The sequence below is a fragment of the Bacillus thermozeamaize genome (assembly GCA_002159075.1).
Lineage (GTDB): Bacteria > Bacillota > Bacilli > ZCTH02-B2 > ZCTH02-B2 > Bacillus_BB > Bacillus_BB thermozeamaize.
This window is the reverse complement of sequence record LZRT01000071.1, coordinates 1-16,299: the sequence shown is the minus strand read 5'-3', so window position 1 is coordinate 16,299 and position 16,299 is coordinate 1. Positions and strand designations below refer to the sequence as shown.

Here is a 16,299-nt window from a genome sequence, read left to right as displayed (position 1 = left end):
GGACGTTATACGACCGACCAAAGGATACGTTAACGGGATGATCCGGTTGCTTAGGGGGCCGTGGCAGAGTAGCACAACGGGCATGGCATTGAAAGGGCTTAGAGGATACTAATACCAGAAAAATGAATCGCCAATCCCATAAGGAAGAAGATCAAAAGCGCTTACAAGGGAAAGGTTCTTTTCAAGTTCGCATCCAGGAATCCAAAAAAGGTGCCCACACTAGCTTGACTCAGACTTGAAGCTGAGCCCTCTTGCCGACTAGCCCGAAGCTGTGCTACGTTGTAAGTGCTGGAGAAAGGTTTTCTCCAGGGGTGATCTGCTCCGGGCTTGCGAGGCGGCGCAAGCCTCGCTTCTTTTTGCGGCGCCATTTTCGGAGGAGTTTCAACAGCCGGTGTTTCCACACAAGCCCAAGCCCGTCCCTGCTCCCACAGCCACACTTGCCCGTCCAGGATGCCGACCCTGACTTCGACGACACTTTTGGGTTCCCAGCGCGGCAAACCCGGAGCCGGCTTTGGCATATAGCATTTGCCTTTCCAGGTGAATGTTTGCCCGCTGCTGATGCGCCGGTATTCCCGGTACGTGAAGATCTGCTCCAGCGGCGTTTCAGGCAGCGGCCGGTAGGCGGACTCGGCGTCTTTGGGCGTGACGGCGAACAGTCGGTTGTGCTTTTGGATCAGTTCGGGCAACACCTGATTGGCCTCCTCGAGGGTGGAGACGCCCCGAAGCCGAAGTTCGATGACCAGGCGGTCCTGCAGCGTTTCAAAGAGTCGTTCGATGCGTCCTTTGGCTTAGGGGGACAGCGCCTCGATATGGGTAATGCCCAGATCGGCGATGGCCTGTCCGAAGGTGGAAAGGGCCTGCTTTTGGCCGGCCAGTTCCTGCTCGAGGGTGAGCTTCCCTTTGGGCGGATGGAAGATGGAGTGCTGGTCACTGTAGAGGGACAAAGGGATCCCCTTTCGCCGGAGGGCGTCGATCATGACGGTCACGTAGCCTTCCAGGGTTTCGGTGGGGCGGAAGGCGGCGGCGACGAGTTCTCCGGTGGCGTCGTCGATGATGGCGTGGAGGGTGAGGGAAGGGCCGCGGTCCTCCAGCCAGGCGAAGGGGGAGGCGTCGATTTGCCACAACATGCCGGCCTGGGGTTTGCGTGGCCGCGGGCGATGGGCTTTGGGTCGGCGGCGGATGCGCCGGGGCCGGAGCCGGCCCTGGATGAGGATGCGGCGGACGGAGGAGACGCTGAGACGGATGTTTTCGTGTTCGGCCAAAAGCTGTTGAAAGTGGGTGGCATTGCTGCCGGAGTAGCGGTTTTGGTACAGGGACATCACGCGTTGTTTGAGCGAGTCGGCCAAGGTGTGAACGGGCTTTCGGCCCCGATTCCCATGAGCGATGGCCTTTGCACCTCCGTGACGATATTTGGCCTTGAGCCGATACGCTTGCCGGATGCTGATGCCGAGCGTGCGCAACATCCTGTTCCGTGAGACGGCCCTCCATCCACTTCTCGACAACCATAGCACGTTTCAGTTCGCTCTTTGTCAAGGTGATCTGCTCCTTACTCATACTGACATTTTCTCGGAACAGTTACACCCTGACAATATCACAGAACAACAACACAATGGCATTTTTGCGATTGAACTTGGCCGTTTTGTCATATATGCTTTTTAATACACGAAACGCATGTCCTGATCCACTCACGGTTAAGAGACAATAAAGGGGGGAGACTTCCAATGACAGACTCCATGATTCCTAAGGTGCAAAATGATGTCGCATGTTTGCTGAATCCCGAAGCCCAGATGATTCTGAACTCGTCCTTTGACGGAATCATGATCAGCGATGGAAACGGCGTGGTGCAATGGGCGAACGAAGCCAGCGCGCGCATTTGCGGACTTCCTTTGGAAGAGTTGGTGGGCAAAACCACAGAGGAGCTGGAAAAAGCGGAAGTGTTCCGCCCCTCCATCACCCTCATGGTGCTTAAGAACAAAAAGCCTGTCACTTACTTCCAGAACACGAAAAGCGGCCGCAAGGTGCTGGTAACGGGTTCGCCAATCTTTGACGAGTCGGGGAAAATTCGGTGGGTGATCTGCAATTCGCGTGACATTACGGAACTGCTGAATTTGCGGGCACAGCTGGAGCTGGCCGAGAAAAAGGCAAAACGTTTTCAATCCGAATTGGAAGCGCTTAAAATTCGTTCCGACATTACCATGGATTTCGTCATGGAAAGCGACCACATCAAACGGCTGGTCTCCATGGTTCTACGGATTGCGCCCAAGGATGTCACCGTGCTGATCCTGGGAGAGTCGGGCGTTGGGAAGAACGCCTTGGCGGCCATGATCCACAACGCGAGCAACCGGAATTTGGGTCCTTTTATTGAAATCAACTGTGGGGCCATTCCGGAATCCCTGTTTGAATCGGAACTTTTCGGCTATGAGCCGGGGGCATTCACGGGTGCCCAGCGCCAGGGCAAGAAAGGGCAGATCGAGCTTGCGAACGGCGGGACGCTTTTCCTGAACGAAGTGGGAGAGTTGCCGCTGTCCATGCAGGCGAAGCTTCTGACGTTCCTACAAGAAGGCTATTTCTACCGGGTGGGCGGCACAAAGCCCGTCCGGGCCGATGTGCGCGTCATTGCCGCGACGAATCGCGACCTGGCGGAAATGGTGACCAGGGGAGAGTTTCGCGCCGATCTGTATTACCGCCTCAATGTCGTATCGCTAACCATCAGTCCGCTCCGGGAAAGACCGGAAGACATCCTAGTGCTGGCGGAATATTTCCTCGACCAGTTCAACCGGAAACACGGCACCAATAAGAAATATGCCCCGGAAACCCTCCATTTGATGCTGAACTATTCTTGGCCGGGGAACGCTAGGGAATTGCGCAACGCGATCGAAAGAGCCGTGGTCATCTCCGAATCGGAATGGATCCTGCCGTCCGACCTCCAGGTGGACACCGAACGGTTACAGCCAGCTGTGTCGCTCAAGCAGGCGTTGGAACAATTTGAAAAGGATCTGCTGACGCGTGCGTTCAAAATTTACGGCAGCACGCACAAGGTCGCCCAGGCGCTCAAGATCAGCCAGCCTACCATTGTCCGCAAATCCAAAAAATACAGAATCAGAGTGGTCAACTGAGTCCGTCCTCCGATTCAATTTTGCATCGGCCAGCCTGGCTTGTTCCGGGAGGAGTTTTTGTGTTTTTGCCGTTTATCTCCCCGGGACTGATGCAAAATTGAATTATTTTTTAATCGCTCCGGTGGTGATCTGTAGATGAAAACCGCCAAGGAAAAGGAATGGCACGATTATTGCTTACAAATCAACTGCGGGATGGTTTGACGCACTGGATAAACAGGGACGCGGGAAACGGAGGGAGCACCATTCACATTCATATCCAACTCGGCAATCAGGCTCTGGCACCTGAAGCCATCGACCTCGAAATGAAACTGGGCGCACCGGTGACGGTCATGGAGTTGACGCTCATGCTGCTGGATCTTTATCCAAGCTTCTCGAGCCGTCTGCCCGCCGTCCGGTCGGAGGCCGTTCTGCAGGAGGAACTCGAGGTTTACATCGGGGGAGAACTCGCCTCTTTATCCACGGTGATCAACGATGATAGGGATCACTTATGTGTGGATATCCTTCTAAAAAACAAACGGGGGGCGGTCCGTGAATGACGGGTGCATTGCACGGGATAAAAGTGGTGGAATTGGCCAGGTTTATCGCCGGCCCTTACTGTGGGTTGTTGCTGGCCGATATGGGAGCCGAAGTGATCAAGGTCGAGAGGCCCGGCGGGGAAGACAGCCGGAAGTTCGCTCCCTTTCACAACGGTGAGAGCCTCTATGCCGCCGCCTTGAACCGGAACAAGCGGTCCATTACCCTTAACTACCGTCATCCGATGGCCCGGAACGTGTTGACGAGGCTGTTCCAATGGGCGGACATCATCATTGAGAATTTCCGGCCTGGAACCATGGAATCCATGGGGTTCGGGTTCGACAAAATCCAGGAAATCAACCCGAAGGCGATCCTAGTGCGCTGTTCGGGGTTCGGTCAGACCGGTCCGCTGAACCACCGTCCGGGCTTTGATGCGATCGGCCAGGCCATGGGCGGCGTCATGTGGATGACCGGCCGGGCGGAAGACCCGCCGCTGATGGCGGGGGTTTTCGTGGCGGACTACGCAACGGGGATGCACGCCGCGGTAGGTGCGCTGGCCGCCCTGCACAACCGGGAGAAGACGGGAAGGGGTCAGGTTGTTGACGTTTCCCTGCTGGAATCGGTGGTGTCCATGCTGGTTAGCGCGATTCCGGACAACGCGCTGCATGGCAACGAGCCGCCCCGAATGGGAAACCGCGACCGCTACGCCGCGCCGAGCAACGCGTATCGCACGAAGGACGGCTGGGTTTTCATCGCCGCCTCGAACGACGGATTGTGGGAGCGTCTTTGCGGCGTCATGGGAAGACCGGATCTGCTGGAGCGGGATGAATTCAAGACGGTTTCCCTGCGATACGCGAACGTGGAAGAGGTTGATCGCATCGTTGGAGAATGGGCGGCTGGTCTCACCGAGGAACACGTGCTCCGGCTGCTGGACGAAGCTGGTATTCCGTGCGCGCCGATCCGCAACATTCGTCAAATCCTGAACGACCCGCATCTTTGGGAACGCGGGCAGATCACGGAAACCACGCTTCCGGACGGGACGAAGATTCCGGTCAGCGGTGTCACGATCAAGCTATCCGAAACGCCAGGCTCGCTTCGGTATCCCGTTCCGGCCGCCGGCCAGCACAATGAAGAAGTGTATCGCCACATACTCGGCTTCAGCGAGGCCGAATGGCTCGAGCTGAAAGGAAAGGGGGTGTGCTGAAATTGGCAGAAATGCTTTGCGAGATGAAAAACATCCACAAAAATTTTATCGGCGTGAAAGCGCTTAATAATGTCACTTTCAATCTGCGCAAGGGCGAAGTTCACGCGCTGCTCGGGGAAAACGGCGCCGGCAAGTCGACGCTCATGAAAATCCTGTCCGGCTCTTACCAGCCAGACAGCGGAGAAATCGTGATCGAAGGCCAAAGCGTGATGCTGAGAAACCCCCATCACGCTCTGCAGCTCGGTATCAGCATCGTGCACCAGGAACCCCAGATGGTGCCGTGGCTGGGCATCGCGGAAAATGTTTGTCTCAACGCTTGGCAGACCGTAAGGGGCTTGGTCTCCTGGTCGAAAATGGAGGAGGTCGCGCGGGAGCATTGTTCCCGGATCGGCCTGAACAAACCCATGGACACCATCGTCGCCAACCTGAGCATGGCCGAAAAGCAAATGATCCAGATCGCCCGCGCGTTGATGCACGCTTCGAAAATTATGATTTTCGACGAACCGACGTCTTCGCTCACGCCGCAGGAGAAGGACGCGCTATTCGCGATCATTCGCCGGTTGAAGTCCGAAGGGATGGGCATCATCTACATTTCCCACCGCATCGAAGAGATATTCGAAATCGCGGACCGGGTGACGGTGCTGAAAGACGGTCAACTTGTGGGCACGGTGCCAATCCGGGAAGTGGACGCTCCGACCTTGGTTCGGATGATGGTGGGCAGGGAATTGGGGAAACTGTATCCGCCCAAGTCCACCGAATTCGGAGAGGAATTGCTCGTGGTGGAGGGTTTAACGCGCAAAGGGCGCTTCCACAACGTCAGTTTCACCCTGCGCCGAGGCGAAGTCCTCGGCTTCGCGGGCCTCGTCGGTTCGGGCCGAAGCGAGGTGGCCCTCTGCCTGTTTGGCGCTGACGCTATTGATGGCGGCACCATCACGTTCAAGGGGCAAAAAGTGCATTTTCGCTCGACGGCTGAAGCCATCCGAAACCGGGTGGCCTTCGTGGGAGAAGACCGCCACCAGGGCATGGTTCACCATCTTCCCGTCCGGGAGAACATTTCCCTGCCCTGGTACGCAAAGTTTGCCCGATTCGGCGTGATGGACCGCAAAAAGCAGGCGGACGTTGCGCGGAAGATGATCGGAAAGCTGAACATCAAGACGCCGAGCGAAGAACAGCTGATCGGCAAACTTTCGGGCGGTAACCAACAGAAAGTGATTTTTGGCCGCTGGCTTATTGAAGATGCGGATGTGTTCATTCTTGACGAACCTACTCGCGGAATTGACGTGGGTGCCAAGGAGGAAATCTATCAGCTGATCCGGGAGCTGACCAGCCAAGGCAAGGGCGTGATCCTGATCTCGTCCGAGCTGCCGGAAATCCTCGGCATGAGCGACCGCGTGCTGGTCATGCACCGCGGAACCGTAGCCGGCATCCTGTCCGCGGAGGAAGCAACGGAGGAGAATATAACCAAACTTGCTATGGGGGTAGTTTGATGACTCAAACGGCTAAACCAACGGATGCGGTGGAAAAACGCGTCAGGAATATCTCGTGGGGACAAATCTTCGTCAAATACGGCAACCTCATCGCCCTCGCGCTATTGGTGATCATCGCGTCTATCCTTTCGGAGCACTTTCTGACGCTTAACAACATCTTCAACATCTTCCGCCAGGTGGCGGTGCTCGGTATCGTCTCGATAGGCATGACCCTCGTTATCCTGAACCGGGGAATCGACCTGTCCGTCGGATCGGTGCTGGCCCTGTGCGGGGTGTTGGCCGGTCTGGTGCACGAGCAGGGATTTTGGATCAGCCTGCTGGTCGTGCTTTTGGCCGGCGGTCTTTGCGGGGCGATCAACGGGTGCTTCGTGACCCAGTTCAACATGCAACCCTTCATCGCCACGCTGGTGATGTTCATCGCCGCGCGCGGAGTCGCGCTATGGATCACGGACGGCCGCTACATTTCCGACGTAACAACCTGGGCTTGGCTTTCCGGCGGAAATGTGGGCCCGATCCCCATTCCGATGATCATCATGATCGCCCTGTTCCTTCTGTTCGGCTTTTTGCTGAACCGCACCGTTTGGGGCAGACAGATTTACGCCGTTGGAGGCAACGCGGAAGCCGCCCGCCTGTCCGGCATCAATGTCCGGAGGAACCAGCTTTCCGTTTACATCGTCGCTGGGTTGCTGGTCGGCTTCGCCTCTATGATCAACGACGCCCGCGTCTGGTCAGCGGACCCGCAGGCCGGTCACCTGCTTGAGCTGGACGCCATTTCGGCGGTGCTGATCGGCGGTACCACATTTGACGGCGGCAGGGGAACGCTTCTTGGCACCTTCATTGGCGTTTTGATCCTCCAGATCATGTCCAACATCATGAATCTTCTGGGGGTTTCCATTTATCCTCAAATGGTCATTAAAGGGGTGATCATCGCCACGGCCGTGATCGTCAGCCAGTTCAGAAGTTCTTCGAAGTAAGCAAAAAGAGGTTTGTCGGCAATGATTACGCGTAGGTTCAACGTTCTGGTTCAACGTTCTTGAGGGAACAAGGAGGATGGACTATGAATCGTCTGAAGAAAATGGTGGCATTGACTCTGGCGGTCCTGCTCGTTGCGTTCCTGTTGGCAGCCTGCGGAAGCGGCTCGTCACAAAACCAGTCAGGCGCGTCCGGATCTTCTTCGTCGCCGCAGGCATTGCAACCCCAGCAAACCTCGCAGCCGAGCGATGGGCAAAGCGCGTCGACGGGCGACAAGAAAATCGTGATCGGGTTCTCCCAAGGCTGGTCGGGCATCACGTGGCTGCGTATCATGCGGGAAGATATTCTTGCAGCCGCCAAGGAGCTCGGCGTCGAAGTCCAAGTGAGCGACGGCGACAACAAGGCGGAAAAACAATTGGCGGACATTGAGGACTTCATTTCCAAGAAAGTGGACGCGCTGATCATTTCCACCTACCAGGCGCAGGCTATCGCCCCCGGGGCGCAGAAGGCCCTTGATGCCGGCATTCCCGTCATCGTAATTTCGTCCGACATTCCCGGTATCACGCCCACGGTTCACCTGACGTCGGACGCAAAGGAAACCGGAAGAATGGCCGGCGAATACATCGCCCAGGTGCTGGGGGGCAAGGGTAACATCATCCAGCTGACCGGCCGCGAAGGTTCCGTCGTCAACCGTGACCGGGGTCTTGGTTTCGAGGAAATCCTGGCGAAATATCCCGACATGAAACGCGTGGCACAGCAAACAGCGAACTATGAACGCAACGAGGCAATCCAGGTGATGGAAGACCTGCTTCAAGTCCACAAGGACATCCAGGCGGTTTACGCGCACAACGACGAAATGGCCATGGGCGCTTCCATGGTGCTGCGGAAGCACGGGTACACGATCTATCCGAAAGATCCCAACGGCGTGGTCGTGGTCGGCGTCGACGCGCTGGAGGAGCCGATCCTCAAGGCGATCAAAGATGGCGATCTGTCCGCGAGCCTGCGGTATATCACGTTCGGCCGGGAAGCGGTGCAGGCTGCGGTCGATATCATCAACGGAAAGGAAGTGCCGCAAAAGATCATCCTGCCGACTCCGCTCGTCACGCAGGAAAACGTCGACGAATATCTCACCGGCTCCGGCGGATGAGCGGTCAGCCGGCACACAACCGGTTGATTGAATCCGTTTTGTAACCAAAATCCTGAGAAAAGAAAGTGAGAAAAGGAGCAATCCGCCGTGTCCAAAGTGGTGCCTTTGCAAGAAATCCGCAAATTCTTCAGGGACGGCTACACTGTGGCCATCGGAGGATTCGCTTTCCATCGTCACCCCATGGCGCTGGTGCGGGAAGTTGCGCGAATGGGACTCAAAGATCTGACGCTCCAGGGCTGGAACAACGGAGATGACGTTGACCTCTTGTGCGCCGTGGACGCGGTGAAACGGGTGGAAACTTCCTATGTCGGGATGGTCATGTTCGGATTGGCGCGGAATTACCGCCGCGCCGTCGAATCCGGACGGATCACCGTTGCAGAATACACGGAGGCGACCGCGCTTGACCGGTTTCGAGCCGGCGCTTTCGGTATTCCTTTTTTCCCGGCGAGGGGTCTCGGGGGAAGCGACATCCTCACTTACAACTCGGACATCAAAACGATCGAATGTCCGTTCACCGGCGAACGCTTGGCGGCGATTCCGGCTGCGGTGCCCGACGTCGCCCTCATTCACGCACATTACGCCGACGAAGACGGCAACGTGCTGATGCATAAAAGACGCCTCAGAGAAAATGAAGCCGACGCGTTGATCGCGAAGGCGGCCAAACACACCATCGTCTCTGTGGAAAAAGTCGTCAGTCGGGATTATGTGGAGAACCATCCGTTCGACGTCTGGCTGCCGGCCCACGATGTCAGCGCCGTCGTCGAACTGCCCTTCGGCGCGCACCCGAACGGCAACGACCTATTCTATGACACGGATGTCCCGCATCTTGAGCGGTATGTGGAAGCCAGCAAGGATCCGGAATCCATGAAGCGGTATCTCGACGAATTTGTGTTCGGCGTATCGTCTCACGACGAGTATCTCAACAAGGCGCTGACGCCCGCGGACATGGTCCGGCTGCAAAAAGGGGTGAACATCGTTGGCTGAGTACGCAACCGATTATTCCATCGACGAACTGATGGCGGCGGTCATCGCCCGGGACCTGCAAAACGATGAAATCGGCTTTATCGGTTTGGGCACGGGCGGCCGGGCGTTCCAGGTCGCCGTCGGCATCCCGTTTGCGGCGTCCAACCTCGCCCGCATGACGCACGCGCCTCGCTATCACATCCTGCTCGGGATGATGATGGACCCGCGGCCGGACAAGATGCCCGACCGTTTCCTGGAAAGCGAAGAGGCAATTCTGAACTGGCCCTGCGCCTCGCGGATTTCCAGCGCAGACATCTTCGACCTGTTCCGAACCGGTAAACTGGGCGTCGGGTTTGTGTCGGGGGCGCAGATCGACCAGTACGGCAACCTGAACATCGTTGCGATTGGCGATTACCACCGTCCGAAAGCGAGGCTGGTCGGTGCCCTGCTGCAAACGGAACACATGGCGTTTGCCAACCGCAACATCATCCCCGTGGATCTGAGCCGCCGCACTTTCGTACCAAAGGTGGATTTCGTTAGCGGCGTCGGATTCGGGGAAGGAGGAGACTCCCGCAAGAAATACGGACTTCCGGGCGGGGGTCCGAAGCTGGTCGTGACCGACATGGCCGTTTTCGATTTTGAGGAAACCACGAAACGCATGCGGATCCGTTCGGTCCATCCTGGTTTTACCGTGGAACAAGTCCAGGAAAATTGCGGATTCGAACTGGTAGTGCCGGAACACGTGCAGTTCACTGAACCGCCCACAAAGGAGCAGGTGGAGCTGCTGCGGCGGGTGATCGACCCGAAGGGGCTCCTCATGCGGCATTGAATTTTGAAAGGAAATGCTCCATGGAAAATTTTCAGCGATATATTAAGGTGGCGGATGTGACCGGCGTTCGCATCAACGAGCCTCCTTACGACCGTGATGTGTTTCTTTTGGCTTCGCCGTTGATCGCCAGAAGATCTTCCGGCTTCGCCGTGGGCATCTCCGTGATTGAACCGGGCAAGGTGCACGAGGTGCATCAGCACGAGGCGGAAGAAACGGTGTTCATTCTTTCCGGCCGGGGAGAAATGGAGGTCAATGGCAACGAACGGATCCCTCTCGAGCCGGAGACGGTGGTGGTGCTGCGCAGTAACGAACCCCACGGCATCCGGAATCTGGGCAACGAACCGTTGCGTTGTCTGTGGATTTATGCGCCGAGCGGTTCGGAAGCCAAATTTGTTGTCAAAGGGAACGATTCGTAAACAACCCTTCACTTATTCATCAGAGAAAAGAGGTTGATCCCATGAATGCGAGACCGAAAACCGTTTTAATGCCCTATGAGGGGAGAGACTACCGGGGAATCGGTGGTTTGGTCAAGCGCATTGTGCATCCGACGACGGTCGGATCCATCAGTCTGGGCGTATCCATCTGCTATCTGAATCCCGGGGAACAAGTTGTCCGCCACAACCATCCCTATGAGGAAGCCTATTTCGTCATTCAGGGGACGGGGACAATGTATCTGGACGGGGAAGAGTTCCGGCTCGAGCCCAATATGAGCGTCTATGTTCCGCCGGGCAAGGAACACGGGCAAATCAACGACGGCAGTGAACCGCTCGTCATCCTCTGCTCCCTGAGCCCGGCTCCGGATGTGTGGTGACACGGGATGATGGAGACGGCGAGCAAAGGACCTTATGCCGACCTTGAAGAGGTGGCGCGCCTCATTCGCAAAAACGTCCTGGATATGGTGCGCAGCGCCAACGCGGGTCACGTGGGGGGCGCCTATTCGGCGGCCGAGATGTTTGCGGCCCTGTATTTCCGGATCATGAACATCGACCCGTCCCGTCCGGACTGGGAAGACCGAGACCGGTTTATTCTTTCCAAAGGTCATTGCGCCATCGGTCTGTACGTCTGCCTGGCGTACCGGGGATATTTCGATCCTTCACTGCTCACCACCTTTGACCATATCGGGTCGATCCTGCAGGCGCACCCGGATATGACGAAAACGCCTGGCATCGACATGTCGACCGGTTCGCTTGGCCAGGGGCTTTCCGCCGCACTTGGCCAAGCAGCCGGATTAAAGCTGTTGGGGAAGACGTGCCAGGTATATTGCATGATCGGAGATGGCGAATGTCAGGAAGGACAGATCTGGGAAGCCGCCATGGCGGCACCGAAAATGAAGCTGGACAATCTGACCGTGTTCCTGGATTACAACCGTTTGCAGCTTGCAGGCAAAGTGGACGATTTCATGCCGCTTGAACCCCTTGCGGAGAAATGGCAGGCGTTTGGTTGGTATGTGCTGGAAATTGACGGTCACAACTTCGACCAGATTTTGGCTGCCGCCGAAGAAGCGAAAAGCGTCAAAGGCAAGCCGACCATCATCATCGCCCATACTGTAAAGGGCAAAGGCGTTTCGTTCATGGAACATAACGTGGCATGGCACTCGAAGGTGCCAACGCCGGAGGAATACGAAGTGGCGATGCGTGAGCTTGGTTTCGCCTGAGAGGGGAAATCGGACATGGCATTGGCAGTTCGCGAGGCGTTCTCGCAGGCGTTGACGGAAGCCGGCAAAGATCCGCGCATTGTTGTCCTGGACGGTGACCTGGCGTCGTCAACCCGAGTGGTGCTTTTCCAGCAGAAATATCCGGAACGATTCTTCCAGATGGGCATCATGGAACAGAACATGATGGGCATCGCAGCTGGTATGGCCGCTGTGGGGCTCATCCCGTTCGTATCAACTTTTGCTGCATTCGCCAGTTGTCGGGTGGCTGACCAGGTACGGGTGTCAGTCGCTCAACCGAATTTGCCCGTCAAAATCATTGGCGCCTACGCGGGCATGTTTGTCGGCAAAAACGGAAAGACCCATATGGCCGTGGAAGACATCGCCATCATGCGGGCCATCCCCCATATGACCGTGCTGGAACCGGGGGATGAAACGGAAGCGCGCCTGTCACTACCGGCGATTCTGGATCACCCCGGCCCCGTCTACATCCGGGTCGCCCGCGAGGGGACGGACCCGATTTTCGGGCCGGACTACCGGTTCCGGCTGGGAGGATCATATCTTTTGCGTGACGGGAAGGATGTGGCGATTATAAGCACAGGCCCGACGACCGCATACGCCCTCAAGGCGGCTGATCTTCTGGCGCAGCGCGGAATCTCCGCGGCGGTGCTGCATCTCATGAGCATAAAGCCGATCGACGCGGAAGGTGTCGCGGAAGCCGCGAGCAAATGCGGAGCCGTCGTGACGCTGGAGAACCATAACATCTACGGGGGAGTGGGCAGTGCGGTTGCCGAGGTGCTGGGTGAACTGTGTCCGGTTCCCATGGCTCGAGTCGGCATCCGCGACGAAAACGGCGAGTCCGCCAGCAACGAAGAACTGGCACGCAAGTACGGCTTTTCCCCAGAACATTGCGCGGAAGCTGCCGAAAGGCTGCTGGAGAGAAAAAAAGGGCAGCGGGGGGTTCGGATGACGTGAAGACCAAGCTGACGACGCTTGCCGAAGCCGTTTCCCGCATTCCTTCAGGTGCGACGATCGCCATCGGCGGTTCGATGGTTCGCCGCCAGCCGAACGCGCTGGCGCGCGAACTGATCCGGCAGGGGAAGAAGGACCTGACGGTGCTGACGTTTTGTGCCGGCAGCGCGACCGACCTGCTGGCGGCCGCGGGAGTGGTGAAGCGGTGGGAAGGCGTCTATTCCGGTCTTTTCTGGTACGGGCAATCCTACAATTTTCGCCGTGCGGTGGAAAACGGCCAGCTGGAGGTACGCGATTTTACCGAAGGGTCCATGGTTGCTAGGTTTCGGGCCGCAGCCCAAGGGGTGTCGTTTGCACCGACGCGGGCGCTGCTGGGGACGGACATGGCGAAATACAATCCGGAACAAGTCCGCGAAATCCGCTGTCCCTTCACGAACGAAACCTATCATGCCGTGGCTGCGGCGGAGGCGGATTTTACGCTTCTTCACGGGTATATCGGCGATGAATACGGCAACGTCCAAATGCCGATCATTCGCGATTCCGACGACATCGACGCTCTGATGGCCATGGCGTCCAAGCGCCTGATCGTGACCGTGGAGCGCATCGTGCCTCACGAAACCATCATTAGGCATCCACTGCTGACCTATATTCCGCACAACCTGGTGGAGGCGATCGTACACGCGCCCTACGGCGCGCACCCGGTGGCTTGCGACGCCTTTTACGACACCGACGACGACCATATGGCCGAATACGTGGAAATGTCCAAAAACGGCCAGGCAGGAACCTATCTGGAACATTATGTACTCGGCGGTGATGAATGGAGTTACCTGGAAAAAGCGGGTGGTCTGCAAAAACTGATGAAGCTGAACGTCGGTGGTGCGGGATGATGGAGTATGCCGTGAACGAAATGATGGCGGTGGTGGTTGCCCGGGAATTGCGGGACAACGAGCTGGGCTTTGTCGGCATCGGGACGGCGGGACGGGCTTTCACGTTGGCGGTGGGCATTCCGATCGTTGCCGCGAGGCTGGCCCAGTTTACCCATGCTCCCCATTTCACAATTTACTGGGGTAACCATCTGAGTCCTGATCTTTCTCGGATTCCGGCGTTTCTGACGCAGGATTCGGTTACTCGCTGGATGGCCGCCTCCTGTCCTCCTTCTACGGCGGATAAGGTGGACATGCTCACCAAAGGAAGATTTGACGTTTCATTCGATTCGGCGCCACAGATCGACCGTTTCGGCAATATGAACATCACGGCGATCGGTGACTACCGGAGACCCAAAGTGCGTCTTGTGGGGTGCTTGGCGCAGCCCGAGCATTTCGCGTTCGTACGCCGGCCGATCGTCCTGGCGGACCTAAGCCGCAGGACGTTTGTGGAAAAGGTAGATTTCATCACCTCAGTCGGCTACCTTGACGGGGGCCGCACGCGTGAAGAGGCGGGCCTGCGCACGGGCGGGCCTTGGAAGATCGTCACGAACAAGTGCGTTTTCGATTTTGAACCGGAAACCCGACATGTACGGCTGTGCGAACTCTATCCCGGCGTCACGGTAGAAGAAGTCCTCGACAACATGGGTTTCCAACCCGTCATCCCGGATCGGGTGCCGACGGCGGAACCGCCCACGGAGGAGCATATCCGCCTCATCCGGGAAGAAATCGATCCGACCGGCGCTTTTTTGCGGGCGTAGGCGTGAAACGCCTGAAAAACACCGGAGAGGAGGAAAAGGATAAAAATGGAACGAAAAAAAATGTTTGTGGGCGGACGATGGATCGAAACCGAAAAATATAAGCCGCTCATCGCTCCATATTCAAAAGAAGTGATCGCGGAAATTCCGGAAGCCGACGAGTCGCACGTGGAAGAGGCGATCGAATCAGCACGCCGAGCCTCTGCGGTGATGGCGGAAATGCCGGCTCACCAAAGATCTGCCATCTTGGGCAGGCTTGTATCTTTGCTTGAACAGCGGGTGGAGGAAGCCGCCCGAATCATCGCCCTGGAGGCGGCCAAGCCGATTACCACGGCCAAAACGGAAGTCGCTCGCACTATCCAAACGTATCGTTTCTCGGCGGAAGAGGCCAAGCGGATCGGCGGGGAAACGATCCCGATGGACGCGGCGCCAATGGGGGAAAATCGAATCGCCTATACCGTACGGGAACCGCTGGGCGTCATCGGGGCGATCACACCTTTCAACTTCCCCATGAACCTGGTGGCGCACAAGGTAGGTCCCGCCCTCGCTTCCGGGAACGCCGTCGTGCTTAAGCCCGCTAGACAGACGCCGTTGTCTGCGTTCTTCATCGCGGAACTTCTGGAGGAAGCGGGGCTTCCTCCTGGGGCCCTGAACGTAGTCACCGGTGCCGGTTCGGTGGTGGGAGATCGGATCGTGACGGACCCCCGGGTCAGCATGATCACCTTTACCGGGAGTCCGGAAGTGGGAAAGGACATTCGAGCCCGGGCCGGCTTGAAACGGGTGACGCTGGAGCTTGGGTCCAATTCGGCCGTCATTGTGGACGAGGACGCCGATTTGCAGAAAGCCATTCCCCGCTGCGTCACGGGGGCGTTTTCCAACCAAGGACAGATCTGCATTTCCGTGCAGCGCATCTATGTCCATGAAGCGATTTATGACCGGTTTGTCGACGAATTTGTCGTGGCTACCCGGAGGTTGCGCATGGGCGACCCCCTCGATCCGGCGACGGACGTTTCCGCCCTGATTTCGGAAAACGACCTGAAACGTTGCCTCGAATGGATCGAGGAAGCCAAGGCGAGCGGAGCCGTTATTGCCACCGGCGGGAAGGCGGAAGGCCCCATTCTCGAGCCCACCATCATCCTGAATGCCGATCCGTCGTTGCGCGTTTCATGCCGAGAAGTTTTCGGTCCGGTCGTGACTATCGACAAGGTGGGTTCAGTAGAAGAAGCCATTGAACGGACCAACGATTCGCGCTATGGCCTGCAGGCGGGCATCTACACGGGACGCGTGGATCGGGCCCTGATGGCGGCCAAACGCTTGCGGGTCGGTGGTGTGATGATCAATGACATTCCAACTTTCCGTGTTGACCATATGCCTTACGGCGGCGTCAAGGAAAGCGGAATGGGCCGGGAAGGCGTGAAATACGCCATCGAGGAGATGACGGAGCTCAAGCTGGTGGTCTGGAACTCCAATTGATCGTCCGCAGGTTCCGTTTTGCGGCAGTCTGTTCTGTAGAGAAAGTCCAGCGGTAAGATGTCAAGTCCCTGATTCGTGAAAATTGGAAATTTTTTTGGCCTTAAAGCGCTCGAGTCAGGTAAATTGGCAACACCAAACTAAACCCAGTCGAAAATCAGGATGATTTCCAGATTTTAACTGGGAATTTGTTGAAGGATTTGGCAAAGGAGGCGTTACCCCTTCGCGTGATTCACCTTCCTTCGAGGCGTGTAGAGTTGGTCGTTGCGTAGCAGCGCATCGACCAGACGCACA

General features: G+C 57.2%; 17 protein-coding genes. 15 read left to right on the top strand and 2 right to left on the bottom strand.

The window, feature by feature from the left end:
* Positions 1-161: 161 nt before the first annotated feature.
* Both BAA01_09835 and BAA01_09830 read right to left on the bottom strand, forming a co-directional pair.
* Positions 162-689 carry a hypothetical protein gene (locus BAA01_09835; GenBank protein ID OUM87690.1) on the bottom strand — a complete coding sequence of 176 codons (528 nt, stop codon included), beginning with the start codon at positions 687-689 and terminating at the stop codon, positions 162-164.
* Between the two features lie 99 nt (positions 690-788).
* On the bottom strand, positions 789-1,463 hold the full coding sequence (locus tag BAA01_09830) for a transposase (GenBank protein ID OUM87689.1): 675 nt from the start codon (positions 1,461-1,463) through the stop codon (positions 789-791).
* A gap of 270 nt (positions 1,464-1,733) precedes the next feature.
* Here BAA01_09830 and BAA01_09825 point away from each other — a divergent pair, with 270 nt between their 5' ends.
* From BAA01_09825 to BAA01_09755, 15 genes are all read left to right on the top strand, one after another.
* Positions 1,734-3,116 carry a hypothetical protein gene (locus tag BAA01_09825; protein ID OUM87691.1) on the top strand — a complete coding sequence of 461 codons (1,383 nt, stop codon included), beginning with the start codon at positions 1,734-1,736 and terminating at the stop codon, positions 3,114-3,116.
* A 170-nt stretch (positions 3,117-3,286) separates the two neighbouring features.
* The gene (locus tag BAA01_09820) at positions 3,287-3,652 is read left to right on the top strand and encodes a hypothetical protein (protein OUM87688.1); all 366 of its coding nucleotides are present in this window, start codon (positions 3,287-3,289) and stop codon (positions 3,650-3,652) included.
* Complete coding sequence (locus BAA01_09815) at positions 3,649-4,833, top strand: hypothetical protein (GenBank protein ID OUM87687.1); 1,185 nt, start codon at positions 3,649-3,651, stop codon at positions 4,831-4,833. The genes BAA01_09820 and BAA01_09815 overlap by 4 nt, the downstream gene beginning before the upstream one ends.
* The gene (locus BAA01_09810) at positions 4,800-6,320 is read left to right on the top strand and encodes a hypothetical protein (protein OUM87686.1); all 1,521 of its coding nucleotides are present in this window, start codon (positions 4,800-4,802) and stop codon (positions 6,318-6,320) included. Before BAA01_09815 ends, BAA01_09810 begins: the two co-directional genes overlap by 34 nt.
* Positions 6,320-7,294 (top strand): hypothetical protein, encoded by a 975-nt coding sequence (locus BAA01_09805; GenBank protein OUM87685.1) that lies wholly within the window; start codon positions 6,320-6,322, stop codon positions 7,292-7,294. Before BAA01_09810 ends, BAA01_09805 begins: the two co-directional genes overlap by 1 nt.
* Positions 7,295-7,377: 83 nt before the next feature.
* Positions 7,378-8,439 carry a hypothetical protein gene (locus tag BAA01_09800; GenBank protein OUM87684.1) on the top strand — a complete coding sequence of 354 codons (1,062 nt, stop codon included), beginning with the start codon at positions 7,378-7,380 and terminating at the stop codon, positions 8,437-8,439.
* An 87-nt stretch (positions 8,440-8,526) separates the two neighbouring features.
* Entirely contained in the window at positions 8,527-9,423 is an 897-nt protein-coding gene (locus BAA01_09795) for a hypothetical protein (protein OUM87683.1), read from the top strand.
* Complete coding sequence (locus BAA01_09790; GenBank protein OUM87682.1) at positions 9,416-10,231, top strand: hypothetical protein; 816 nt, start codon at positions 9,416-9,418, stop codon at positions 10,229-10,231. The genes BAA01_09795 and BAA01_09790 overlap by 8 nt, the downstream gene beginning before the upstream one ends.
* Complete coding sequence (locus BAA01_09785; protein ID OUM87681.1) at positions 10,228-10,647, top strand: hypothetical protein; 420 nt, start codon at positions 10,228-10,230, stop codon at positions 10,645-10,647. The genes BAA01_09790 and BAA01_09785 overlap by 4 nt, the downstream gene beginning before the upstream one ends.
* 41 nt (positions 10,648-10,688) lie before the next feature.
* Positions 10,689-11,042 (top strand): hypothetical protein, encoded by a 354-nt coding sequence (locus BAA01_09780; GenBank protein OUM87680.1) that lies wholly within the window; start codon positions 10,689-10,691, stop codon positions 11,040-11,042.
* A 6-nt stretch (positions 11,043-11,048) separates the two neighbouring features.
* A complete protein-coding gene (locus BAA01_09775) occupies positions 11,049-11,885 on the top strand; it encodes a transketolase (protein ID OUM87679.1) in 837 nt (278 codons plus the stop codon).
* Positions 11,886-11,900: 15 nt separating this feature from the next.
* On the top strand, positions 11,901-12,857 hold the full coding sequence (locus BAA01_09770) for a transketolase (GenBank protein OUM87678.1): 957 nt from the start codon (positions 11,901-11,903) through the stop codon (positions 12,855-12,857).
* A complete protein-coding gene (locus tag BAA01_09765; protein OUM87677.1) occupies positions 12,854-13,741 on the top strand; it encodes a hypothetical protein in 888 nt (295 codons plus the stop codon). The genes BAA01_09770 and BAA01_09765 overlap by 4 nt, the downstream gene beginning before the upstream one ends.
* Positions 13,741-14,538: a hypothetical protein gene (locus tag BAA01_09760; protein OUM87676.1), complete on the top strand. Its 798-nt coding sequence runs from the start codon at positions 13,741-13,743 to the stop codon at positions 14,536-14,538. Before BAA01_09765 ends, BAA01_09760 begins: the two co-directional genes overlap by 1 nt.
* A 45-nt stretch (positions 14,539-14,583) precedes the next feature.
* On the top strand, positions 14,584-16,008 hold the full coding sequence (locus BAA01_09755; protein ID OUM87675.1) for an aldehyde dehydrogenase: 1,425 nt from the start codon (positions 14,584-14,586) through the stop codon (positions 16,006-16,008).
* Positions 16,009-16,299 lie beyond the last annotated feature (291 nt).